This is a genomic window from Streptomyces sp. NPDC088553 (assembly GCF_044752965.1).
GTDB lineage: Bacteria > Actinomycetota > Actinomycetes > Streptomycetales > Streptomycetaceae > Streptomyces.
Window position 1 is genome coordinate 82,590 of record NZ_JBIVMG010000007.1, and the last position, 23,939, is coordinate 106,528.

General features: G+C 70.4%; 18 protein-coding genes. 12 read left to right on the plus strand and 6 right to left on the minus strand.

What is annotated here, in order from left to right:
• The first annotated feature begins 17 nt into the window (after window positions 1-17).
• The 3 genes from ACIP8Z_RS24215 (at window position 18) to ACIP8Z_RS24225 (ending at window position 3,751) form a co-directional block, all read left to right on the plus strand.
• Window positions 18-470, plus strand: coding sequence for a (deoxy)nucleoside triphosphate pyrophosphohydrolase (locus ACIP8Z_RS24215; protein WP_402086717.1), 453 nt, complete (start codon window positions 18-20; stop codon window positions 468-470).
• 143 nt (window positions 471-613) lie between these two features.
• Window positions 614-1,036 (plus strand): ATP-binding protein, encoded by a 423-nt coding sequence (locus tag ACIP8Z_RS24220; protein ID WP_402086719.1) that lies wholly within the window; start codon window positions 614-616, stop codon window positions 1,034-1,036.
• Window positions 1,037-1,180: 144 nt separating this feature from the next.
• Window positions 1,181-3,751: a SpoIIE family protein phosphatase gene (locus ACIP8Z_RS24225; RefSeq protein ID WP_402086721.1), complete on the plus strand. Its 2,571-nt coding sequence runs from the start codon at window positions 1,181-1,183 to the stop codon at window positions 3,749-3,751.
• 80 nt (window positions 3,752-3,831) lie between these two features.
• Here the strand turns inward: ACIP8Z_RS24225 and ACIP8Z_RS24230 are convergent, their stop codons facing one another.
• Both ACIP8Z_RS24230 and ACIP8Z_RS24235 read right to left on the minus strand, forming a co-directional pair.
• On the minus strand, window positions 3,832-4,539 hold the full coding sequence (locus ACIP8Z_RS24230) for a PspA/IM30 family protein (protein WP_402086723.1): 708 nt from the start codon (window positions 4,537-4,539) through the stop codon (window positions 3,832-3,834).
• A 54-nt stretch (window positions 4,540-4,593) separates the two neighbouring features.
• Window positions 4,594-6,699, minus strand: a complete 2,106-nt coding sequence (locus tag ACIP8Z_RS24235; protein ID WP_402086726.1) for a TPM domain-containing protein — start codon at window positions 6,697-6,699, stop codon at window positions 4,594-4,596.
• A gap of 200 nt (window positions 6,700-6,899) precedes the next feature.
• Here ACIP8Z_RS24235 and ACIP8Z_RS24240 point away from each other — a divergent pair, with 200 nt between their 5' ends.
• Together ACIP8Z_RS24240 and ACIP8Z_RS24245 are read left to right on the plus strand one after the other, a co-directional pair.
• Entirely contained in the window at window positions 6,900-7,898 is a 999-nt protein-coding gene (locus ACIP8Z_RS24240) for a hypothetical protein (RefSeq protein WP_402086729.1), read from the plus strand.
• 130 nt (window positions 7,899-8,028) lie between these two features.
• Window positions 8,029-8,823, plus strand: a complete 795-nt coding sequence (locus ACIP8Z_RS24245; RefSeq protein ID WP_402086732.1) for a transglutaminase domain-containing protein — start codon at window positions 8,029-8,031, stop codon at window positions 8,821-8,823.
• Here the strand turns inward: ACIP8Z_RS24245 and ACIP8Z_RS24250 are convergent.
• From ACIP8Z_RS24250 to ACIP8Z_RS24265, 4 genes are read right to left on the minus strand one after another with little or no spacing between them, the layout of a single operon-like run.
• A complete protein-coding gene (locus ACIP8Z_RS24250) occupies window positions 8,801-9,574 on the minus strand; it encodes a succinate dehydrogenase/fumarate reductase iron-sulfur subunit (RefSeq protein ID WP_402086734.1) in 774 nt (257 codons plus the stop codon). The two genes, ACIP8Z_RS24245 and ACIP8Z_RS24250, sit on opposite strands and share 23 nt — an antisense overlap.
• Window positions 9,571-11,532 (minus strand): fumarate reductase/succinate dehydrogenase flavoprotein subunit, encoded by a 1,962-nt coding sequence (locus ACIP8Z_RS24255; RefSeq protein WP_402086736.1) that lies wholly within the window; start codon window positions 11,530-11,532, stop codon window positions 9,571-9,573. Before ACIP8Z_RS24255 ends, ACIP8Z_RS24250 begins: the two co-directional genes overlap by 4 nt.
• A 1-nt stretch (window position 11,533) precedes the next feature.
• Window positions 11,534-12,355: a hypothetical protein gene (locus tag ACIP8Z_RS24260; RefSeq protein WP_030320640.1), complete on the minus strand. Its 822-nt coding sequence runs from the start codon at window positions 12,353-12,355 to the stop codon at window positions 11,534-11,536.
• A gap of 16 nt (window positions 12,356-12,371) precedes the next feature.
• Window positions 12,372-12,599 (minus strand): hypothetical protein, encoded by a 228-nt coding sequence (locus ACIP8Z_RS24265; protein ID WP_383865093.1) that lies wholly within the window; start codon window positions 12,597-12,599, stop codon window positions 12,372-12,374.
• Window positions 12,600-12,849: 250 nt separating this feature from the next.
• Between ACIP8Z_RS24265 and ACIP8Z_RS24270 the strand changes: the two genes are divergently transcribed.
• The 7 genes from ACIP8Z_RS24270 (at window position 12,850) to ACIP8Z_RS24300 (ending at window position 23,915) form a co-directional block, all read left to right on the plus strand.
• The gene (locus ACIP8Z_RS24270; protein ID WP_402086739.1) at window positions 12,850-15,300 is read left to right on the plus strand and encodes an ABC transporter family substrate-binding protein; all 2,451 of its coding nucleotides are present in this window, start codon (window positions 12,850-12,852) and stop codon (window positions 15,298-15,300) included.
• Between the two features lie 349 nt (window positions 15,301-15,649).
• Window positions 15,650-17,551, plus strand: coding sequence for a translational GTPase TypA (gene typA / locus ACIP8Z_RS24275; protein WP_385565472.1), 1,902 nt, complete (start codon window positions 15,650-15,652; stop codon window positions 17,549-17,551).
• A gap of 530 nt (window positions 17,552-18,081) precedes the next feature.
• On the plus strand, window positions 18,082-19,719 hold the full coding sequence (locus ACIP8Z_RS24280; RefSeq protein WP_402086741.1) for an ABC transporter substrate-binding protein: 1,638 nt from the start codon (window positions 18,082-18,084) through the stop codon (window positions 19,717-19,719).
• Window positions 19,720-19,893: 174 nt separating this feature from the next.
• The gene (locus ACIP8Z_RS24285; protein WP_030320650.1) at window positions 19,894-20,826 is read left to right on the plus strand and encodes an ABC transporter permease; all 933 of its coding nucleotides are present in this window, start codon (window positions 19,894-19,896) and stop codon (window positions 20,824-20,826) included.
• The gene (locus ACIP8Z_RS24290) at window positions 20,819-21,766 is read left to right on the plus strand and encodes an ABC transporter permease (RefSeq protein WP_402086744.1); all 948 of its coding nucleotides are present in this window, start codon (window positions 20,819-20,821) and stop codon (window positions 21,764-21,766) included. Before ACIP8Z_RS24285 ends, ACIP8Z_RS24290 begins: the two co-directional genes overlap by 8 nt.
• A 12-nt stretch (window positions 21,767-21,778) precedes the next feature.
• Window positions 21,779-22,837, plus strand: a complete 1,059-nt coding sequence (locus ACIP8Z_RS24295) for an ABC transporter ATP-binding protein (RefSeq protein ID WP_402086746.1) — start codon at window positions 21,779-21,781, stop codon at window positions 22,835-22,837.
• The gene (locus ACIP8Z_RS24300) at window positions 22,830-23,915 is read left to right on the plus strand and encodes an ABC transporter ATP-binding protein (protein ID WP_402086748.1); all 1,086 of its coding nucleotides are present in this window, start codon (window positions 22,830-22,832) and stop codon (window positions 23,913-23,915) included. Before ACIP8Z_RS24295 ends, ACIP8Z_RS24300 begins: the two co-directional genes overlap by 8 nt.
• Window positions 23,916-23,939 lie beyond the last annotated feature (24 nt).

Below are 23,939 nucleotides of genomic sequence, written 5' to 3' on the forward strand. Positions count from 1 at the left end.
CGGCTACGCTCGCGCCCATGACCGAACGCACCACCGACCCCACCGCGCCCCACGAACCCGTCGTGGTCGTCGTCGCGGGCGCCCTGTACGACCGGGGGCGGCTGCTCGCCGCACGCCGCAGCGCCCCCGCCGAGCTCGCCGGCCGCTGGGAACTGCCCGGCGGCAAGCTCGAACCGGGCGAGAGTCCTGAAGAGGCCCTCGTCCGCGAGCTGCGCGAAGAGCTCGGCGTCGAGGTCGAGCCGGGCGAGCGGATCCCCGGCGAGTGGCCGCTGAAGCCCGGATACGTCCTCCGGGTCTGGACCGCCCGGCTGCTCTCGGGCGAACCGCGCCCGCTGGAGGACCACGACGCCCTGCGCTGGCTCGCCCGGTCCGAGCTCGACTCGGTCGACTGGCTCGACCAGGACCGCCCCGCCGTCGCCGAGGCCGCCCGCAGGCTCCCCGCGGCGCCCGACATCGGAGCCCACGGCTGACTTTCTACGCCGTTCGTGCCACCGTGCGCCCGCTGCTGCGCCCAGCGCGATATCCCGCCCCATATTCCGGGTATGTCCTGATTGACCCGTTGAAAGAGGACGTGGTCCTTCCTGCTGACGCACGGCTGGGGAAGTGATCGGGTGTGATCGACACCGACGGCGACCGCGCCGAGTGGAACTTCCCGGCGGAGGCGAACGCCGTGCGCACGGCTCGACATGCCGTGCGCGAGACGCTGCGTGCCTGGGGCCTCGACTCGGCCCTCGGTGATCTGACCGTCCTGCTGGTCAGCGAGCTGGTGACCAACTCCCTGCGCTACGCGTCCGGACCGATCGGGGTCCGGCTCGTCCGCCCCCGACTCGACGGCGGCGACCCCGCCCACCCGCCCGCGCTGCTCGTGGAGGTTTCCGATCCGCTTCCGGATCCCCCCACCGAGCGCGCCCCCGGACCCGAGGACGAAGGGGGACGCGGACTCGGTCTGGTGGCCTGTTCCGCACGCCGCTGGGGCACTCGTAAAGGAAGGACCGGCAAAACCGTATGGTTCGAGCTGGCTCTCCCTGGTGAGTAAACAGGGTGGGACAACGATCACCGGTACTCGGCGCGAAGCGAACGAGACCACCCTGTGATCGTGAACGTCGTGCCGTCGGGGCCTGCCGTATTGAATACTGCGGGCATGGCCGGTCCGGTGCGGTGAGCTGGAGGGGACGGTCGCGTGAGCGAGATACCTGAGAAGGCGAGTGGCGGCGTCGTGTGGCAGAGCAGCCCGCCCGGCTCCATCTATGACTACATCCGGGTGGCGTCCTTCTCCATCGGGCCCGACGGACTCGTCGAGCAGTGGAGCCGACGGGCCGTGGACCTCTTCGGGGTGACCGCGGAGGAGGCCAGGGGCAAGGACCCCGTCGAGGCCTTCATGCCCGCCGACCTGCGCGAGCGCGGTCACCGACGGGTCCGGGAGATCCTCGACGGCAAGGAGTGGACAGGCCTCGTCCCCTTCCGGATCCCCGGCGACGACCGGCCCCACGGCATCGCCGAGATGTACGTCATGCCGAGCGAGACCCAGACCGGGGAGCGGGCCGCGCTCTGCATCGTCGTCGACGTCCGCGCCCTGCGCCGCATCGAGACCGACCTCGCCGCCTCCCAGGCGATATTCGGCCAATCCCCCTTCGGCTTTCTCCTCTTCGGCACCGACCTCACCGTGAAGCGGGCCAACCGGCGCTTCGCCACCGTCTTCGGCGGCTCCGCCGACGACCACCGCGGCCGCACCGTCCACGACTACCTCAACCTGCCCGAGGCCGACCGGATGACCGCGGCCCTCCGCAGCGTCCTGGAGACCGGGGAGTCCGTCACCGACTTCGAGATCGTCGGCGCCGCACCCGGCTCCCGCGACCGCCGCCACTGGTCCATCAACCTCTACCGCGTGCACAGCGGATCCGGCCGCCCGATCGGCGTCGCCGGCCTCGGCATCGACGTGACCCGCCGCCACAACGCCGCCAGGGAAGCCGCCAGCGCCCGCCGCAACCTCGCCCTCCTCAACGAGGCGGGCGCCCGCATCGGCAACTCCCTCGACCTGGAGGCCACCGCCCGCGAGCTGCTGGACGTCGCCGTCCCCGGCTTCTGCGACCTCGCCTCCGTCGACCTCTACCAGGGCCTGCTCACCGGCGACGAGGCACCGCCCGGCCGATGGGGCAGCTCCCACGACGTCGGTTACGGGGCCGGCAGCGCCGAACTCCGCAGGGTCGCCTTCGCCAGCGCCGTCTCCGACACCCCCCGGAGAACCGAGGACAGCCACGGACCGGCCGGCAGCTGTTGCGGACCCGAACCGATCGAGGTCGGCGCCGTCCACCGCTACCCCTTCAACTCGCCCTGCGCCGGGGCCCTGCGCACCGGCCGCCTCCGCACCGTGCCCGGGCTCGACGGCGAACTCGTCCAGACCACCCTGGTCGTCCCGATGGTCGCCCACGACACCGTCGTCGGACTCGTCCAGTTCTCCCGCACCAAGGGCAGCGAGTCCTTCGGGGAGCGCGACCGCGCCCTCGCCGTCGAACTCGCCGCCCGCGCCGCCGTCTGCATCGACAACGCCCGCCTCTACCGCCGCGAGCACGAGCGGGCCCTGATCCTCCAGCGCAGCCTGCTCCCGCCCGGCGACCCCGAGGCGGCCGGCCTCGACATCGCCTGCCGCTACCTCCCCGGCACCGCCGCCACCGAGGTCGGCGGCGACTGGTTCGACGTCATCGAACTCCCCGGCCACCGCACCGCCCTCGTCATCGGGGACGTCATGGGCCGGGGCCTGCGCGCCGCCGTCGCCATGGGCGAACTGCGCACCGCCGTCCGCACCCTCGCCCAGCTCGACCTGGAGCCGGCCGAAGTCCTCTCCCACCTCGACGAGATCGCCCGCGGCCTCGGCGCCCCCATCGGCGCCCAGCAGTCCCGCGGCCACAAGTCCCGCGGCCCCGAACTCTCCGAGGTCTACCTCGCGACCTGCGTCTACGCCGTCTACGACCCGGTCACCCGCCGCTGCACCTTCGCCAACGCCGGACACCTCCCGCCGGTGCTCGTCGAACCCGGCGAAGAGGCCCTGCTGCTCGACGTACCCCCCGGGATGCCGCTCGGGGTCGGCGGCGAACCCTTCGAGGAGGTCGAGGTCGAACTCCCCGAAGGCGCCCTCCTCGCGCTCTACACCGACGGGCTCGTCGAATCCCGCGACCATCCCCTCGACGAGGGCCTGAGCGCCTTCCGGCGCGCCCTCACCGACCCCGCCCGCCCCCTGGAGGACGTCTGCGACCGGGTCCTGACCAGCCTGGAGACCGGACACGGCGAGGACGACATCGCCCTCCTCATGGCCAGGATCCAGGGACTGCCCAGCGAGGCCGTCGGCGACTGGCGGCTGCCCAGGGAACCCCGCTCGGTCGGCCGGGCCCGTGAACTCGCCCGCACCCAGCTCAAGGCCTGGGACCTCGAACCGCTCGTCGACACCGTCGAACTCCTCGTCAGCGAGCTCGTCACCAACGCGCTGCGCTACGGCGAGGGCGAGATCCGGCTCCGGCTGCTCCGCGACCGCACCCTCGTCTGCGAGGTCTGGGACGCCGGCCTGGTGCAGCCCCGGCGCCGCCGCGCCAAGGACACCGACGAGGGTGGCCGGGGCCTCCAGCTGGTCGGGCTGCTCAGCTCCTCCTGGGGCTCGCGCCGCACCCCGCGCGGCAAGACCGTCTGGTTCGAACTGGCCCTGCCGGACGGCGAAGGGGCGGCGGAACCCACGGTGGAACAGCTCCTCAGCATGTTCTGACAGCCGCCGCACCCACCCGACCGCACGCCTGAGCCCACGCCCGGCCCCGGCCGCGCGGGCGACCCCGGCCGGCCATCCGGTCAGCCCTTGAGCGCCGCCAGCCGGGCCTCGATCTCGGCACTGTCGCCCAGCGCGTCCAGCTGCTCGAACTGGGCGTCCAGGGAGGACGCGGCGAGCTCCTGCTTGCCCATCGCCCGAGCCTCCTCCCGGCGCACCTTGTCCTCGAACCGGCTCAGCTCGCTGGTCGGGTCGAGCACGTCGATGCTCTTCACCGCGTCCATCATCGTGTTCTGCGCCCGGGCCGACGTGGCGCGGGCCACCAGCTCGTCGCGCTTCGCCTGCAACTCGCCGAGCTTGGCCTTCATCTGGTCGAGGCCCGTCCTGAGCTTCGACACCACCTCGGTCTGCGCGGCGATCGTCGGCTCCGCCGTCCGCGCCTCCTTCTCCGACTGGAGCTGACGACCCAGCGCCACCTTCGCCAGATTGTCGAAGCGGTCCGCCTCCGCCGCCTGCCCGCCGCTCCGCAGCTCGTCGCCCTTCCGGCTGGCGGCCAGCGCCTTGCCGCCCCACTCCTTCGCCGCCTCCACGTCCTCCTGGTGGTCCTGCTCCATCAGACGGAGGTTGCCGATGGTCGCGGCCACCGCCTCCTCCGCCTCCGCGATGTTGCTGGAGTAGTCCCGGATCAGCTGGTCCAGCATCTTCTGCGGATCCTCCGCCTGGTCCAGCAGCGCGTTGATGTTGGCCTTCGCCAGCTGGGTGACCCGGCCGAGGATGGTCTGCTTGCTCATGGCACTTCTCCTTGAGAGGGACAGAAAAGGGGGAGGACGCGCAGCGCGCCGCCCTCAGAAACGGCCTCCGCCGCCCAGCCGGCCGCGCGTGCCGCTGCCGCCGAAGCTGCCGGGCCCGCCGCCGAGACCTCCGCCCCCGAAACCCCCGCCCGAACCCCCACCGAACCCCCCATGTCCGCCTCCCCTTCCCCCGCCGAACAGTCCGCCGAGGATGATGCCGCCGAGCACCGCACCGCCGAGCCCGCCGCCACCGCCCCCTCCTACCCCTGATACACCGCCCAGGCCGTTCGGGTTCCCATACCTCCGGACGTCCTGCTCGGCGAGGTCCTGGGCCCGCCGCGCGAGGGCGTCCGCCTGCTGGGCCTCCGCGAGGGCGGCCTGCGGGTCGTCGGCCTCGGCGAGCCCCCGCGCCTTCTCCCAGCGCCGCTGGGCCTCGGCAAGGCGCGTACGGGCCTCACTGCCCACGGCGCCCCGGTGGGTGGTGATGTAGTCCGAGGCCGCCCCGATCGCCGAGCGGGCCGTCAGCATCGCCTGGTCGAGGAGCGCGCGGGCGCGCCGGCTGCCCGACTCGCGCTCCCGCGCGCCCTCCAGCGCCTCGTCGAGCACGGTGTCGGCCTCCTCCACCCGGCGCAGGGAGTCGAGCGGGTCGTACCGCCCGGTGTCCATCACCCGCCGCACCTCTCCGAGCACCGACTCGGCGCGGGCGATCCGGCCCCGGAGGTCGGCCGTCGACCCTTCGGTCGTCCCCTGCAGCAGCCCCCGGGCCTCCGCCAGGTCGGCGTCCGTCTCCGACAGGGCTCCCGGCAGCTTGCCGACCGCCTCGGCCAGTTCCTGCGCCCGCCGGTCCACCGCCTCGACCAGCCGGGCCGCCTGGTCCACGGCACCCTCGGCCGCCCGGATGTGGACGGCGGCCCCGCCGTTGTCACCCTCGTCGATCTGCAGGCGGGCCTGGCCGATGTGGGTCGTCGCGAAGACGAGCCGGTCCTTGGCCTGTTCGACGTCGCCGGCGACGGGCGCGGCCGCCGTCTCGGCGTACCGCTCGCGCATCGCCGTCAGGGCCGCCTCTGCCATGCCCATCCTGCCGGTCTGCTCCCGGACGGCGGCCTCGACGGTGGCCAGCGCCTCGGGCGCGGTCCGCTCCAGGGCCCGCAGCCTGTCGAAGTCCTCGCTCTCGGCGTCGAGCCGGGCGTCGGCCTCCGCGCAGCGCCGCAGGATCTCCTCCAGCATGCTCCGCCGGGTCGGATCGTCCTCGGGGAACGCGTCGTCGAGTTTCTGCCGCAGCCGGAACGAGGCCGTCAGCTGCTCCTCGGCGAAGGCGACCGCCTCGGTGAAGGGGCGGACGGCCTCCTCGCCGAACTGGGCGGTCGCGAAGCCGAGTTCCTCCTGGCTGGTGCGGACGGCGTCGTCGGTGGCGACCAGTGTCCGCCGGGCCTGCCCGTCGAGCTCGTCGAGGGACGGCGGCGCGGGTTCCTTCGGCGGGCCCCAGCCCTGTCCGCCCTGGGGGGTGGTGCGGGTCTCGGTCCGCCGGCGCCGCTTGGTGAACGCGTAGGCCGCCACGGCGCCGGCGCCGCCGACCAGGACCACCGGCAGGACGAGATCGGTCGCCGAGGTGCCGTCGTCGACCGCGCCGCCGGGATCGGCGGGGCCGGGGGTGATGGCCGGAACGGGGACGGGCTGCCCGGCGAGGACGGCGGAGTAGCCGTCGGCCGCGCCGATCGCGGCGCCCGCCCAGTCGTTCTGCCGCAGCGCCGGTTCGATCGCGGTCCGGGCCACGGTGTCGAGCTGGCCCTGGGTGAGGCGGGCGTCCGGGTCGGCGGAGTAGCCGTACTGGCGGTCGTGGGTGGCGACGGCGAGCAGGACGTCGTCGACGCCGAGTCCGTTGCGCTCGGCGGTGGCGTCGGCCCAGGCCTGGCCCGTGCGCCCGGAGAAGTCCCGTACGTAGACGACGAAGAGCTGGATCCGCCGGTCGTCGTAGAGCCGGTCGAGGGCCTGGACCACGGAGGCGCGGCGGTCGCCCAGCGCGTCCACCCGGTCGGTGATCTGCCCGTCACGGGACAGGGCGACGGGGTCGTCGGCACGGGCACCGTGAACGGCGGGCACGAGGAGCCACCACGCCGCCACCAGTACCGCGAGAAGGGCTCGGGTGGCTATTCGCGTCACAAGGGGGAGGTTATGTCCGGGTATGTCGCCCCGCGACCGGACGACCCGCGGCCGGAGTGCCACCGCAGCCCCACGGAAACCATTCTCCACAGCGCTGCGTCACTGTCGGTAGCCACGGCTACGGTGAGAAGCGGTGGGACGCGGTGGGACACGTGACACGACGGCACGAGGGGGCTCGGGTGAGTGGACGGCTGAGGAGAATGTGGCGACGGGGGCGCTGGTTCGTGCTCGTGCTCGCCCTCGTCCTCGTGGTGCCCCCGCTGTTCGGCGCGGTCGCCCTGCGCGTCAGCTACGCGGGTGACCTCAGGGACGACGCGAAGACCCGGGACAAGGACGCCGTCTGGCTCGGCCACGCCTGGGTCGACGGACGGAAGAAGGAGGCCGACCTCGCCGCGTTCGCCGCCCGGATCAAGGACACGGGCATACGCGACCTGTACGTCCACGCCGGGCCCCTGGAACACGACGGCACCCTGCCCGCCGCCGGATACCCGCGCGCGAAGTGGTTCATCGACGCCGTGCACCGCACGATGCCCGGGATACGGGTGCAGGCCTGGCTCGGTGACGTCCTGGCCAACGACGGACCCGACGGACTGCACCTCGACAGGGCCGGGACCCGCGCGGCCGTGGTGACCTCGGCCCGGCAGATCCTGGACGCCGGCTTCGACGGGGTCCACTTCGACCTGGAGCCGCTGCTCTCCGACGACGCCGACTACCTCTCCCTCCTCGACGACCTCGGAGAGGTCACCCGGCCGCGGAAGGCGCAGCTCTCGATCGCCGCCCACCAGATCGACCCCCTGCCCGGCCTGCACTCGGCCAACAGCCTGCTCACGGGCAAGGAGAAGTGGTGGTCGCAGGAGTTCTTCGGTCAGGTCGCCCGGCGCGTGGACCAGATCGCCGTCATGTCGTACGACACGTGGATGCCGCTGGAGAGCCTCTACGGGGGATACGTCGCCCAGCAGACCAGCCTCGCCCTCGAAGTGACCCCCGAGTCGACCGACCTCCTGATGGGACTCCCCTTCTTCCACGAGGACGACCTCGGCCACCACGAGGACGCGGAGACCGTCGAGGCCGCCGTCCGGGGCGTCCGACTCGGCCTCGGGCGCACCGACCCCGACCGCGCGCGGTTCGGCGTCGCTCTGTACGTCGACTTCGCCGCCGAGGAGGGCGACTGGGCGGCCTATCGCGCCGACTGGCACTGAGCCCCTGCCGCGGGTCACCCGGGCACGACGCCGTACACCCGGGAGCGACCCCGCGTGCCGGGGCTGGTCGGGCCGGAGGAGGATGGGGCCATCGGCGGCGAACCGCCGCCGCGCACAGGGGGAGTACGCCATGACAAGCCGTCTCTTGATGCCCTTCCGGACCGCAGGCGCGGGTTCCGCACCCGACGCGGAGACCGCGGGGTCGACCCGCCCCACACCGATCCTGGACCTGGCGCACCCCCGGGTCGCCGGGCTCGTGAACCAGGTGCGCCGCGAGGCGGACGAGCGGGGCGCGACGACCGACCGCGACCGGCTCCGGACCGCCCACGGCATCATCGCCGCCACCGTGCGGCCGGTGTACTCCGTGGAGGACCTGCGGCGGGTGTCGCGGACGCTGCGGCTCGGGCGCGGCTCGTGCAGTCAGCGCATGGCGGTCCTGGAGGCGGTGGCCCGGTCCCTCGACGTGCCCACGCGGGTGCGGGGCCTGCTCGTCGACGGCGCCTTCTGGTACCCGCGCTTCCCGAAGCTGCGCCCTTTCGTGCCCGAGGAGGTGCTGCTCGCCTGGCCCGAGTTCCAGCTCGACGACACCTGGGTGCCGGTCGCGGAGCTCTTCGCGAACCGGGAGGAGTCGGAACCGGCCGCCGCGGACGCCTTCACCAACGCCGGCGCGGAGACCCTCTTCGAGGCCGTGGCGCGGACCACCGTCGACTGGGACGCCCCGGCCGCCTGCGCCGGATCGGCCCCCTGCGACCTCTCCGCCCACCTGCGGACCGACCTGGGCCGCTTCACCTCCCGCGACGAGCTGTTCGCCCGGCACGGTCAGACCCTCTGCCTCCCCGCCCGCACCCTCGCCGAGCCGCTCCTCGGCCGCTGGAGCGCGGGCGCGGGCGGGGACACGAGCCCTATGTCGTCCTCCGCCGCCTGATCGTGTTGCCGAGCCACACCAGCGGGTCGTACTTCCGGTCCACGACCCGCTCCTTCATCGGGATCAGGGCGTTGTCGGTGATGCGGATGGACTCCGGGCACACCTCCGTACAGCACTTGGTGATGTTGCAGTAGCCGAGTCCGTGCTCCTCCTGTGCCGTCCGCCGCCGGTCGAGTCCGGCCTCCTCGGCCGCGTCCAGCGGGTGCATGTCGAGTTCCGCGACCCGCATGAGGAACCGGGGCCCGGCGAAGGCCTCCTTGTTCTCCTCGTGGTCGCGCACCACGTGGCAGGTGTCCTGGCACAGGAAGCACTCGATGCACTTCCTGAACTCCTGCGAGCGCTCCACGTCCTCCTGCCGCATCCGGTACTCGCCGGGACCCACCCCGGCGGGCGGCACGAAGGCGGGGATCTCCCGGGCCTTCGCATAGTTGAAGGACACGTCCGTGACCAGGTCGCGCACGACCGGGAAGGCGCGCATCGGGGTCACGGTGATCACCTCGTCCCGGGCGAACACCGACATCCGGGTCATGCAGAGCAGCCGCGGCCTGCCGTTGATCTCGGCCGAGCACGAACCGCACTTGCCCGCCTTGCAGTTCCACCGCACCGCGAGATCCGGCGTCTGGGTGGCCTGCAGGCGGTGCACCACGTCGAGAACGACCTCGCCGTCGTGGACCTCCACCGTGTAGTCGGTCAGTTCGCCGCCGTCGGCGTCTCCCCGCCACACCCGGAACCGCGCGTCGTACGTGCTCATGCGCCGTGCCCCCCTTCCGTGCCCTCCGGACCTTCCGTGCTCTCCCGGCCCTCCAGCTCGTCCTCGGCGAGGTACTTCGCCAGCTCCTCCTGTTCGAACAGCGCGAGCAGATCGGGCCGTATGGGCTCCGTACGGGTCCGTTCCAGGGCGATCCCGTCGCCGTCCAGCCGGCACAGCAGGTTCACCGGGCGCCAGGCGCGGTCCATCGCGGGGTAGTCCTCGCGGGTGTGCCCGCCGCGGGACTCGGTGCGTTCCAGGGCGGCGCGGGCCACGCACTCGCCGACGAGCAGCATGTTCCGCAGGTCGAGGGCGAGGTGCCAGCCGGGGTTGAACTGCCGGTGGCCCTCGACCACGACCCGCCGGGCCCGGGCGCGCAGGGCGGCGATCCGGTCGAGCGCCTCGGCCATCTCGCCCTCCCGCCGGATGATCCCGACGAGGTCGTTCATCGTCTGCTGGAGTTCCTGGTGGAGGGTGTACGGGTTCTCCGGGTGGCCCGCGCCTTCCCCGGGCCACCCGCCGCTTCCGCCGGACGCCGACCCGAACGGAGCCAGCGCCTCCGCCGCCGCGGCCTCGACGTCCGCCGCGACGATCCCGCCGCCGACCCCCGACAGCGCGTACTGCGCCGCGTACAGCCCGGCCCGCCGGCCGAAGACCAGCAGGTCGGAGAGGGAGTTCCCGCCGAGCCGGTTGGAGCCGTGCATGCCGCCGGCCACCTCACCGGCCGCGAACAGCCCGGGCACCCCCACCGTCGCCGCCGTCTCGGAGTCGACGTTGACCCCGCCCATCACGTAGTGGCAGGTGGGGCCCACCTCCATGGCCTCCGCCGTGATGTCGACATCGGCCAGCTCCTTGAACTGGTGGTACATCGACGGCAGCCGCCGCTTGATCGTCTCGGCCGGCATCCGGGTCGACACGTCCAGGAACACCCCGCCGTGCGGGGACCCGCGCCCCGCCTTCACCTCGGAGTTGATGGCCCGCGCCACCTCGTCGCGCGGCAGCAGCTCGGGCGGGCGGCGGTTGTGGTCGGGGTCCTCGTACCAGCGGTCGCCCTCCTCCTCCGTCTCCGCGTACTTCTCCTTGAAGACGTCGGGGACGTAGTCGAACATGAAGCGCCGGCCCTCGGAGTTCCGCAGGACTCCGCCGTCCCCGCGGACGGACTCGGTGACGAGGATGCCCTTCACCGACGGCGGCCAGACCATGCCGGTCGGGTGGAACTGCACGAACTCCATGTTCACCAGGGGGGCGCCCGCGAGCAGGGCGAGCGCGTGCCCGTCTCCGGTGTACTCCCAGGAGTTCGAGGTCACCTTGAAGGACTTGCCGATGCCACCGGTCGCGAGGACGACCGCGGGCGCCTCCAGGACGAGGAAGCGCCCGCTCTCCCGCTCGTAACAGAAGACCCCGGAGACCCGCCCGTCCCCGTCCTTGAGGATCCGGGTGACGGTGAACTCCTGGAAGACCTTCAGCCGGCCCTCGTGGTCGCCGGTCTCGCGGTGGTCCTCCTGCTGGAGCCCGACGGACCTCTGCTGGAGGGTGCGGAGCAGTTCGAGACCGGTGCGGTCGCCGACGTGCGCGAGCCGCGGGTACTCGTGGCCGCCGAAGTTGCGCTGCGAGATCCGGCCGTCGGGGGTGCGGTCGAAGAGCGCCCCCCAGGTCTCCAGCTCCCAGACCCGCTCGGGGGCCTCCTGGGCGTGCAGTTCGGCCATCCGCCACTGGTTGAGGAACTTCCCGCCGCGCATGGTGTCGCGGAAGTGGGTCTTCCAGTCGTCCTGCGGGTGCACATTGGCCATGGAGGCGGCGATGCCGCCCTCGGCCATCACGGTGTGGGCCTTGCCGAAGAGGGACTTGCAGATGACCGCCGTACGGGCGCCCGCACGGCGTGCCTCGATCGCGGCCCGCAGCCCGGCGCCGCCCGCGCCGACCACGACCACGTCCCACTGCTCTCGATCGACGTGCGTCATCTCAGAAGAACCTCGGGTCGTCGAAGGTGCCGGTGGCGAGCAGGTACACGTACAGGTCGCAGAGGGCGACGCTGATCAGGGAGGACCAGGCGAGCAGCATGTGACGGGTGTTCAGCCGGCCCACCCAGGTCCACAGCCGGTAGCGGACCGGATGCTTCGAGAAGTGCTTGAGCCGTCCGCCGACGATGTGCCGGCAGGAGTGGCAGGAGAGGGTGTACGCCCAGATGAGGGCGATGTTGACGAGGAAGAGGAGCGTCCCGAGCCCCGCGTGGCCCCAGGCGTAGTCGGCGTTCCGGAAGGTGAGCACGGTGTCGTACGTGAGGATTCCGGCCACCGGCAGCGCCGCGTAGAAGAAGTAGCGGTGGAGGTTCTGCAGGAGCAGCGGGAAGCGGGTCTCGCCCGTGTAGGAGGCGTGGGGCTCGGCGACCGCGCAGGCCGGGGGAGAGGCCCAGAAGCCCCGGTAGTACGCCTTCCGGTAGTAGTAGCAGGTCAGCCGGAAGCCCAGCGGGAAGACCAGGATCAGCAGGGCGGGCGAGAGCCCCCACCAGCTGCCGAAGATCTCCCAGTTCGGTCCGCCCCTCATGGGGACGCAGTTCTCCGCCAGACAGGGCGAGTAGAACGGCGAGACGTAGGGGGCGGCGTAGTAGTCGGCGTTGGCGAAGGCCCGCCAGGTCGAGTACGCGACGAAGGCGAGCAGTCCGGCGGCCGTCGCCGCGGGGGAGAGCCACCAGCGGTCGGTGCGCAGATGTCGGGCGGCGATGGCGGCGCGCCCCGGGGAGCGCACCCCCGTGGCGGATCCGGGCGGTTCCGTACCTGTGGCCAACGGGCCCTCCTCGGCTCTACGGCGCGTGGCGGTCGCGTGCTCCCAGTCCCTCGTCGTCGGTGTCCGTCCACAGCCCGGAGTCGTACGGGGTGTCGGGGATGGTCACCAGGCTGTCGGCGCGGCCCTCGGACGGCGGCCGGGGCGCGCCCCGCTCCGTACCGACGCGGCGTTCCAGCTCTTCGACCGTGTGTTCCAGGTCTTGCAGGCGACGCCTGACGGCCGCCAGATCGTCCTGAACGGACATGGTTGCCCTCACTTCCGCGAGCGCGGGTCACACGCGAGTGTCGCGCGTCACATCCCGCTTGTGAAGCCGTGCGTAGGTGATTCCACCCGTCCGGAGCGTCCCGGTCCCCGGCGGGTTGGGCCGCACGAGTGGGGTTTTCCGGACGTGCCGCCGTGTCGCCGTGGCCGGATCCACTCCGTCCTTTTCAGTGTATGAGCAATAGGTGTGATCATCTCCAAATGGAATGAATCTGGACGAAGGGGTACAAGTCATGTCCCAGATCGGCGCCCCTCGCGGGAGGACATGCTCCAGGAGCCCCCGCTCCCGCACGCTCCGCTCCGTCGCCACCCTGACCAGCGCCGTCCTCGCCGTCGCCGTCCTCGCCGGGTGCAGCTCCACCGACGAGGCCGACGAGGCCCGGGCCGCGGCCCAGGACAACGCGCCCGCCGCCCGCGACAAGGTCGCCGACGGAGGCACCCTGCGCTGGGCCGTCGACGCGCTCCCCACCACCCTCAACACGTTCCAGGCCGACGCCGACGGCACCACGTCCCGGATCGCCGGGGCCGTACTCCCCTCCCTCTACACGCTCGACGAGCGGGGCCGGCCGCGGCTCAACCCCGACTACCTGGAGACCGCGCAGGTCGTCGAGACGGAGCCCAAGCAGGTCGTCCTCTACAAGCTCAACCAGCAGGCGGTGTGGAGCGACGGACGCGAGATCGGGGCGGCCGACTTCGTGGCCCAGTGGCGGGCGCTGAGCGGCCGCGACACCGCGTACTGGACCGCGCGGAACTCCGGCTACGAGCGGATCGAGAAGATCGAGCGGGGCAAGAACGACCTGGAGGTACGGGTCACCTTCTCCAAGCCCTACGCCGACTGGCAGTCCCTCTTCACCCCGCTCTACCCGAAGCAGGTGATGGGCTCCCCGAACTCCTTCAACGACGGGGCCCGCACCACCCTCAAGGCCACCGCAGGACCGTTCCTGCTGAAGGCGATCGACCGCAAGAACGGCGATGTCACCCTCGCCCGCAACCCCCGCTGGTGGGGACAGCCCGCCAAGCTCGACAGCGTGGTCCTCAAGGCCGTCGCCCGCGCCGACCGGGCCGACGCCCTGGCCGCGGGGACCCTCGACCTGGCCGAGATCGACCGGTCCACCGCCGAACGCATCTCCCTCGCCCTCCGCGACGCCCGCGCCGGACGCAGCGGCGCCCAGGCCGCCGTCGCCCATGGGCCCGGCTCCTCCATCACCCCCTCCAAGGCCCTGAAGTCCTGGGCGCTGGCCCACGGCTCCGACGACGAGAAGGCCCAGGAGGTCCAGGCCGCCCGCGAGAAGAACCAGAAGGCCATCGCCGCGTACGCGACCGCCCAGGACACCCTGGCGAAGTACGTCGTCCGCAAGTCCCTGGAGCCCGCCTACACCCAGCTCTCGCTGAACGGCGAGTCCGGGCCGCTCGCCGACGAGCGGGTACGGCGCGCGGTGGCCCGCGCGATCAACCGCCGGGAACTGGCCGAATCCGTACTCAAGCCGCTCGGCCTCCCGGCGGAACCTCCCGGCAGCCACCTGGCCCTCGCCGGCCAGGCCGCGTACGCGGACAGCAGCGACGCCCTCGGCAACCAGGACACCGCGGAGGCGCGGGCCCTCCTCGCCGACGCGGGCTGGGTCCCCGGCGGCGCGGTCAGGAAGCCCGCGGAAGCGGGCACCAAGGCGGGCAGCGAGGCCGAGGAGAAGGCCGCGGGGCAAAAGGCCGGTGAAAAGGAGAAGGCCGGTGAGAGCGGCGCGAAGACGGAAGGCGCCGACAAGGAGGCGGCGGAGAAGGACGCGGCGAAGGACGCGGCCGCCACTGACGCCAAGAAGCGGGCCGCCGACACCGCGTCCGACGAGGGCCTCTACATCGTCGGCGACGACAAGCCGGGCGAGCGCCGCGCCGCCCCCGTCATCGGCGCCGGCGGACCCGAGAACGGCACCGGCATCCTCGCCCCGGCCCCCGCGGCCGCACGTCAGAGCGCCGCGCTCCTCGCCCGCGCCGAGGCACTCGACACGGGTACGGGTGCCGGCGCCCACGCCGCCCAGACGATCGCGCGCACGGACAAGGGCGTCGCCGGCGCCTACGCCCCGCGCGGCACCGCCGCCCCCGTGACGGCGCCCGAGGCGAGCAAGGCCCTCGGCAAGGACGGCAAGGCGCTCAGCCTCCGCTTCGTCCTGCCGTCCGGCCCCGGCTCCGAGTCGCTGCGCGCGGTCGGCGACCGCATCGTCCGGATGCTCGACGCGGTCGGCATCCGCACCGAGGTCACCAAGGTCTCCGACGACAGCTTCTTCAAGGACCACGTGGCCTCGGGCGACTACGACCTGGCCCTCTACTCCTGGCCCGCCTCCGCCTTCCCGGCGACCGACGCCCGGCCGATCTTCGCCAAGCCCGAGCCCGCGTCGGACGGCTCCCTCCTGGTCGAGCAGAACTACTCGCGGGTCGGCACCGACCGCATCGACCAGCTCTTCGACCAGGCGGCGGGGACGCTCGACGAGGAGGAGGCCCGGGAGCTGGTGCGCCAGGCCGACGCCCGGATCTGGGCGGCCGCCGGCTCCATCCCCCTCTATCAGCGCCCCCAGCTCGTCGCCGCCAAGGCGGATCTGGTGAACGCCGGAGCCTGGGGCCTGGGCGGTCCGCGCTACCAGGACATCGGCTTCAAGAAGCGCGATACCCCCAAGGGCGCCGAGCGCAACCGCTGAGCACACCGCACCCCCGGGGCGACCGGGCCACCCGCCCGGGGGCACCGAACGCACGTAAAGCCCTGAAAGCCCTGAAACCGCAGGTCACAACCTCAGAACCAGCTCAATTTCCTTGCCCGCCGGTGATCCCGGCGGGCAGGATCGCGTCGGCCCTTTGACCCGGTCGCACGACCTCCGCACGACCTCCCCCACACCCTTGCTCACTCGCAGTGCAACTTCTCGGATCTTGGCCGGGGAAGCCCCTTGCGCGGCAGCCCCGTACCATAGGACATAGCCGTGGCGCGTCCGCCCGGCGGGCGTACGAGGAACTGACGCCGCATCCCACGATCCGAGAGAAGCGCAAGCACCCATGCCCACGCGCCACGACATCCGTAACGTCGCCATCGTCGCCCACGTCGACCATGGCAAGACGACCATCGTCGACGCCATGCTCAAGCAGGCCGGTGCCTTCGCCGCCCACCAGCAGCTCGACGACCGCATGATGGACTCGAACGACCTGGAGCGTGAGAAGGGCATCACGATCCTCGCCAAGAACACGGCGGTGAAGTATCACCCCAAGGACGGCGGGGCCCCGATCACGATCAACATCATCGACACCCCCGGTCACGCCGACTTCGGTGGCGAGGTCGAGCGCGGTCTGTCGATGGTGGACGCGGTCGTCCTCCTCGTGGACGCCTCGGAGGGTCCGCTCCCGCAGACCCGCTTCGTGCTGCGCAAGGCCCTCCAGCAGCGCAAGCCCGTCATCCTCTGCATCAACAAGACGGACCGCCCGGACTCCCGGATCGACGAGGTCGTCAACGAGACCTACGACCTCTTCCTCGACCTGGACGCCGACGAGGACCAGATCGAGTTCCCGATCGTCTACGCCTGTGGCCGTGACGGCGTCGCCTCGCTGACCAAGCCGGAGAACGGCACCGTTCCCGCGGACAGCGACAACCTGGAGCCGTTCTTCTCCGCCATCCTGGAGCACGTTCCGGCCCCGGTGTACGACGAGGAGGCGCCGCTCCAGGCCCACGTCACCAACCTGGACGCCGACAACTTCCTCGGCCGCATCGCGCTGCTCCGCGTCGAGCAGGGCGAGCTGCGCAAGGGCCAGACGGTCGCGTGGATCAAGCGGGACGGCACGATCTCCAACGTCCGCATCACCGAGCTGATGATGACCGAGGCGCTCACCCGCAAGCCCGCCGAGGTCGCCGGCCCCGGTGACATCTGCGCCGTCGCCGGTATCCCCGACATCATGATCGGCGAGACCCTGGCCGACCCGGAGAACCCGATCGCGCTTCCGCTGATCACGGTCGACCAGCCGGCCATCTCCATGACCATCGGCACCAACACCTCGCCGCTCGTCGGCCGCGGTGGCACCGGCAAGGGCGCGGACGCCAAGTCCGCGGTCAAGCAGCGCAAGGTCACCGCCCGCCAGGTCAAGGACCGCCTCGACCGCGAGCTGATCGGTAACGTCTCGCTCCGCGTGCTCGACACCGAGCGCCCGGACGCCTGGGAGGTCCAGGGCCGTGGTGAGCTCGCGCTCGCCATCCTGGTCGAGCAGATGCGCCGCGAGGGCTTCGAGCTCACCATCGGCAAGCCGCAGGTCGTCACCAAGGAGGTCGACGGCAAGGTGCACGAGCCCGTCGAGCGCCTCACGGTCGACGTTCCCGAGGAGCACATGGGTGCGGTCACGCAGCTCATGGGTGTCCGCAAGGGCCGCATGGACAACATGTCGAACCACGGCTCCGGCTGGGTCCGCATGGAGTTCGTCGTTCCGTCCCGTGGCCTCATCGGCTTCCGTACGGAGTTCCTCACCAACACCCGCGGTACGGGCATCGCCCACTCGATCCACGAGGGTCACGAGCCGTGGTTCGGCACGCTGACGACCCGTAACAACGGTTCGCTGGTCGCCGACCGCGCCGGTGCCGTCACCGCCTTCGCGATGACGAACCTGCAGGAGCGCGGTGTCCTGTTCACCGACCCCGGCACCGAGGTGTACGAGGGCATGATCGTCGGCGAGAACTCGCGCTCCGACGACATGGACGTGAACATCACCAAGGAGAAGAAGCTCACCAACATGCGCTCCGCCTCCGCCGACTCCTTCGAGGCGATCGTCCCGCCGCGGAAGCTCTCCCTGGAGCAGTCCCTGGAGTTCTGCCGCGACGACGAGTGCGTCGAGGTCACCCCGGAGGCCGTGCGTATCCGCAAGGTCATCCTGGACCAGAACGCGCGTGGCCGTGCGTCCTCGCGCGCCAAGAACGGCTGAGCCTGACTGGCCGAAAGCAGTACGGCCGAGCCGGCTGAAGATCGCTTGAGTTCGGCCGCATGCGGCTGATGACAGTGGGGTAGATCACGATCCTGTGATCTACCCCGCTTTCGGTTCGACACGACGCCGGCACCGGAGCCCGGACGCCCACAAGGAGTGTGGGAGTCCGGGCTTTTCGTCAACTTCCGTCAACTCCATTTCGGAGGCCGGGTGTCCGCATATCGGCCATCGCTCTCCGGTACGTGTGTTAACGGTCCGTTTCGGGGGTGTCTGTCTGTGCTCAGTTTGTCCGGATTTCGGTATCCGGGGGTGTGGTGATGTTGTCAAAACGAGACCACTTAAGTGTGGTTTACAGCCCGGACGTACTTAATAGTTGGCTCCATTGAGCTCGGGTCAATGGGTCACGCACTGTGGGGAGTGCCGACTCACGAGCACACTCGGGGCACTTGAGTGCAATGCCGTCAGGGGTGTCGGCAGAACTCGGAGTGCCCCTCTTGTAGTGACAAAAGTGGACTCATGAGGAGGAACCCATGCGCGGTGCCAAGAGCGCCAAGTGGGTAACGGGCGCGATCATCGTTGCCCTTGCTGCGACCGCCTGTGGCGGGGGTAAGAGCGACAGCGGCGACGCCAAGGGCGCTGTTGACCCGAACGGAATCTTCTCCATCGAGCTGGGCGAGCCTGAGAAGCCCCTGCTCACCGGTGACACGATGGAGTCCAACGGCTCCGCCGTGATGGCCGGCCTGTTCTCGACCCTGGTCGACTACAAGGCCGACGGCTCCCTGGAGATGATCAACGCCGAGTCGGTCACCACGACGGACTCGAAGACCTGGACCGTCAAGCTCAAGCCGGGCTGGACCTTCCACGACGGCACGCCGGTGACCTCCAAGTCCTACGTGGACGCGTGGAACTGGAACGCCAACGTCAAGAACGCCCAGGGTCTGTCCTCGTGGTTCGCGGACATCAAGGGCTACGACAAGGTCCACCCCGAGGCCGAGGGCGCCAAGCCCACCGCCGACAAGATGGACGGTCTGACGGTCGTCGACGAGACCACCTTCAAGATCGAGCTCACCAAGGCCGTTCCGTACTTCGGCCACAAGCTCGCCTACATCGTCTTCGCCCCGCTGGCCGAGTCCTTCTACAAGGACCCGGTGGCCGGTGGCCAGAAGCCGGTCGGCAACGGTCCCTACAAGTTCAAGAGCTGGGACCACAAGAAGAAGATCGAGATCACTCGATACGACGCCTACAAGGGCTCGAACAAGGCGAAGAACGGCGGTGTGGTCTTCAAGAACTACACCACCCTCGAGGCCGCGTACGAGGACCTGAAGTCCGGCAACGTCGACGTGCTCCGTCAGATCGCGCCGAAGGACCTCCCGGTCTACCGCCAGGACCTCGGCGACCGCGCCGTGGACCAGCCGTACTCCGCGATCCAGACCATCGCCGTCGCCTTCTACGCCGACCAGTGGAAGAAGCCGAAGGCGATCGACCCGCGCGTCGTCCAGGGTCTGTCGATGGCGATCGACCGTGCCACCATCACCAAGACGGTGCTGCAGGGTACGCGTGAGCCCGCGACCGGCTGGGTCGCCAAGGGTGTCCTGGGCTTCCAGGAGGACGGTGGCGCCGGCGTCACCAAGTTCGACCCGGCGAAGGCCAAGGAGCTCATCAAGGCCGGCGGCGGCGTCCCCGGCAACAAGATCTCCATCCAGTTCAACGCCGACGGCGGCCACAAGGAGTGGGTGGACGCTGTCTGCAACTCCATCCAGCAGGCCACCGACGTCCAGTGCGTCGGCGACGGCAAGCCGGACTTCCAGGCCGACCTGACCGCTCGTAAGACGAAGCAGGTCAAGTCCCTGTACCGCTCCGGCTGGGTGCTCGACTACCCGGTGAACGCCAACTTCATCTCGGACCTGTTCCGTACGGGTGCGGCGGGCAACCAGGGCGACTTCAGCAACAAGGAGCTCGACGCCAAGATCGCCAAGGCGGACTCGGCTGCGACCCTCGATGAGTCGGTCAAGCAGTTCCAGGCCATCGAGAAGGACCTGGTCAACTACATGCCGTCCATCCCGCTCTGGTACTACAAGGTCAACGCGGGCTACTCCGAGAAGGTCTCGGGCGTGGCGTACGGCCAGGACGGCGACCCGATCCTGACCGGCGTCGAGGTCAAGAAGTAATCACTCAAGCGTAGTCCGCCTGCCGATGCGGGGCTGACGGGATGTCAGCCCCGCGTTCGGCGCCTTACGTATGTGGCTGGGGGGCCCTTCCGCGACATCCGCGTACCCGTTCCGGGTCGCGGCTGCCGAGGGAGGGCCCGTCGGTTGCTGCTGTCATATTTCAACGGAGGCATGATGGGGCGCTATGTCGCACGACGACTGCTCCAGATGATCCCGGTTTTCCTCGGGACCACCCTGCTGATCTTCCTCATGGTCTACAGCCTGCCCGGCGACCCCGTGGCGGGTATGTTCGGGGACAAGGGCGCTGACCCCGCGACCCTCGCGAAGATCAGACACGATCTGGGACTGGATCTGCCGCTCTGGCAGCAGTACTGGAACTACATGACCGACATCATCCTGCACTTCGACTTCGGGACCCAGATCCGCAACGGTCGCCCGATCACCGAGGTACTGGGTGAGGCGTTCCCCGTCACTCTGCAGCTCGCCGCTCTGGCGTTCGCGTTCGAGCTGGTCTTCGGCATCGGGCTCGGCATCATCGCCGGTCTCAAGGCCGGCCGTCTCGCCGACAACGCGATCCTCATCTTCACGCTGCTGATCATCTCGATCCCGGTCTTCGTCCTCGGCTTCATCATCAAGATGGTGTTCGCCTTCGAGCTGGGCTGGATCGAACCGAACGTCAGCAACGACCAGTTGGTGTCCGAGATGATCGCGCCGGCCATCGTGCTCGGCGGACTCTCACTCGCCTACGTCGCCCGGCTCACCCGGACCTCGATGGCGGAGAACCTGCGCGCCGACTACATGCGTACGGCCGTCGCCAAGGGTCTGCCCCGCCGTCGTGTCATCGGCGTGCACCTGATGCGCAACTCGATGATCCCCGTGGTCACCTTCCTCGGCACCGACATCGGCGCCCTCATGGGCGGCGCGGTCGTCACCGAGCGCATCTTCAACATCAAGGGCGTCGGTGGCCTCATCGCCGAGTCGATCACCCGGCGTGAAGGGTCGACCCTGGTCGGCCTCGTCACCATCCTGGTGATCATCTACCTCGTCACCAGCCTGCTCATCGACCTGCTGTACGCGGTCCTGGACCCGAGGATCCGGTATGCCTGACGTGACCAAGACCGCGACCGCCGTCGAGGACGCCGTCGCGCTTCCCGCCGACCCGGCCCCCGCCGCGAAGCAGGAGAAGGCCCGCAGCCTCTGGGGCGACGCCTGGGTCGACCTGCGCCGCAACCCGTACTTCCTCGTGGCGTCGGTGCTGATCTTCTTCCTGCTCCTCGTCGCCGCCTTCCCGGGCGTCTTCACGAGCGCGTCGCCCACCAAGGGCGACCTCGTGAAGCACTTCCTCGGCAAGCCGGAGCTCGGCAGCATCGGTTCCGAGGGCTGGCTCGGCTACGACGGCCAGGGCCGCTCCGTCTACGCCCGACTGATCTACGGCACCCGTGCCTCGATCATCGTCGGCGTCACGGTCACCGCGATCGTCACGCTGGTCGGCGGTGTGATGGGCATGCTCGCCGGCTACTTCGGCGGCTGGATCGACGCGCTGCTCTCGCGACTGACCGACATCTTCTTCGGCATCCCGTTCCTGCTCGGCGCCATGGTCGTCCTGCAGTCCTTCGTCGAGCGCACGGTCTGGGTGGTCGTCTTCGCCCTCGCGTTCCTCGGCTGGACCCAGATGGCCCGCGTCATGCGCGGCGCCGTGATCACGGTCAAGCACGCCGACTACGTCCACGCGGCGAAGGCCCTCGGCGCCGGCACGGGCCGGATCCTCTTCCGGCACATCCTGCCGAACGCCATGGCCCCCGTGATCGTCGTCGCGACCATCGCGCTCGGCGGCTACATCTCCGCCGAGGCCACCCTGTCCTACCTGGGTCTGGGCCTCGCCGCCCCGACCGTCTCGTGGGGCGTGGACATCTCCACCGGTGTCGACCAGATCCGAGTGGCGCAGCACATCCTGCTGTGGCCCTCGATCATGCTCAGCATCACCGTTCTGGCGTTCATCATGCTCGGCGAAGCCGTCCGCAACGCCCTCGACCCCAAGCTGCGCTAGGAGGGCGTAAAGGTGACCATCATCGACAACACCGCGACGGTCCCGTCGCCCCGCGACGGCGCCGACCACACCGGTCCGCTGCTCGAAGTCCGTGACCTGCACGTCGAGTTCCACACCCGCGACGGTGTGGCCAAGGCGGTCAACGGTGTCAACTACTCGGTGAACGCCGGCGAGACCCTCGCCGTCCTCGGCGAGTCCGGCTCCGGCAAGTCCGTCACGGCGCAGGCCATCATGGGCATCCTCGACATGCCGCCCGGCAGGATCCCGCAGGGCGAGATCCTGTTCCGCGGCCAGGACATGCTGAAGATGGCCGAGGAGGACCGCCGGAAGATCCGCGGCCGGAAGATCGCGATGATCTTCCAGGACGCGCTGTCCTCCCTCAACCCGGTCCTCAGCGTCGGCTACCAGCTCGGCGAGATGTTCCGGGTGCACCAGGGTCTGTCCAAGAAGGACGCCACGGTCAAGGCCGTCGAGCTGATGGACAAGGTCAAGATCCCCGCCGCCAAGGCGCGGGTCACCGACTACCCCCACCAGTTCTCCGGCGGCATGCGCCAGCGCATCATGATCGCGATGGCGCTCGCCCTGGAGCCGGACCTGATCATCGCCGACGAGCCCACCACGGCTCTCGACGTGACCGTCCAGGCCCAGGTCATGGACCTCCTCGCGGAGCTCCAGCAGGAATACAACATGGGCCTGATCCTGATCACCCACGACCTCGGCGTCGTCGCCGACGTCGCGGACAAGATCGCCGTGATGTACGCCGGCCGGATCGTCGAGCAGGCGCCCGTGCACGAGCTCTACAAGCGCCCGGCCCACCCCTACACCAAGGGTCTCCTGGAGTCGATCCCGCGCCTGGACCAGAAGGGCCAGGAGCTCTACGCGATCAAGGGCCTCCCGCCCAACCTGCTCCGTGTCCCCACCGGCTGCGCCTTCAACCCGCGCTGCCCCAAGGCCGACGACATCTGCCGTACGGAGATCCCGGCCCTCGTGCCGGTCACCGAGCAGGACGGCGCGGATCTCCCGGGCCGTACGAGCGCCTGCCACTTCTGGAAGGAGACGATCCATGGCTGACCTCAGCAAGAACGACGAGGCCGTGGCCGCCGTCGAGGCCCCCGCGGGCCGCGGCGAGCCGATCCTCCAGGTGCGCAACCTGAAGAAGCACTTCCCGCTGACGCAGGGCATCCTCTTCAAGAAGCAGGTCGGCGCGGTCAAGGCCGTGGACGGGGTCTCCTTCGACCTCTACCAGGGCGAGACCCTCGGCATCGTGGGCGAGTCCGGCTGTGGCAAGTCCACGGTCGCCAAGCTCCTGATGAACCTGGAGCACGCCACCGCCGGCGAGGTCTTCTACAAGGGCCAGGACATCACCAAGCTGAGCGGCCGCGCGCTGAAGGCCGTGCGCCGCAACATCCAGATGGTGTTCCAGGACCCGTACACCTCGCTGAACCCGCGTATGACGGTCGGCGACATCATCGGCGAGCCCTTCGACATCCACCCCGAGGTGGCCCCGAAGGGCGACCGGCGCCGCAAGGTGCAGGAGCTGCTCGACGTCGTCGGTCTGAACCCGGAGTACATCAACCGGTACCCGCACCAGTTCTCCGGCGGTCAGCGCCAGCGCATCGGCATCGCCCGCGGCCTCGCGCTCAACCCGGAGATCATCATCTGCGACGAGCCGGTCTCGGCCCTGGACGTCTCCGTCCAGGCGCAGGTCATCAACCTGATGGGGAAGCTGCAGGACGAGTTCAACCTCTCCTACCTCTTCATCGCGCACGACCTGTCGATCGTCCGGCACATCTCGGACCGCGTCGGCGTCATGTACCTCGGCAAGATGGCCGAGATCGGTACGGACGAGCAGATCTACGAGCACCCGACGCACCCGTACACCCAGGCGCTGCTCTCCGCGGTGCCGGTGCCGGACCCGGAGGCCCGCGCGCACCGCGAGCGGATCATCCTGACCGGTGACGTCCCCTCGCCGGCGAACCCGCCGTCGGGCTGCAGCTTCCGCACGCGTTGCTGGAAGGCGCAGGAGAAGTGCTCGCAGGAGACGCCGCTCCTGGCGATCCCGCAGCGCTTCGACGGCCAGGACACCCCGGCCGCCCACCTCTCGGCGTGCCACTTCGCCGAGGAGAAGCAGGTCGTGCCGGTGCACTGACGCACCGCCCGGCAGACAGTACGA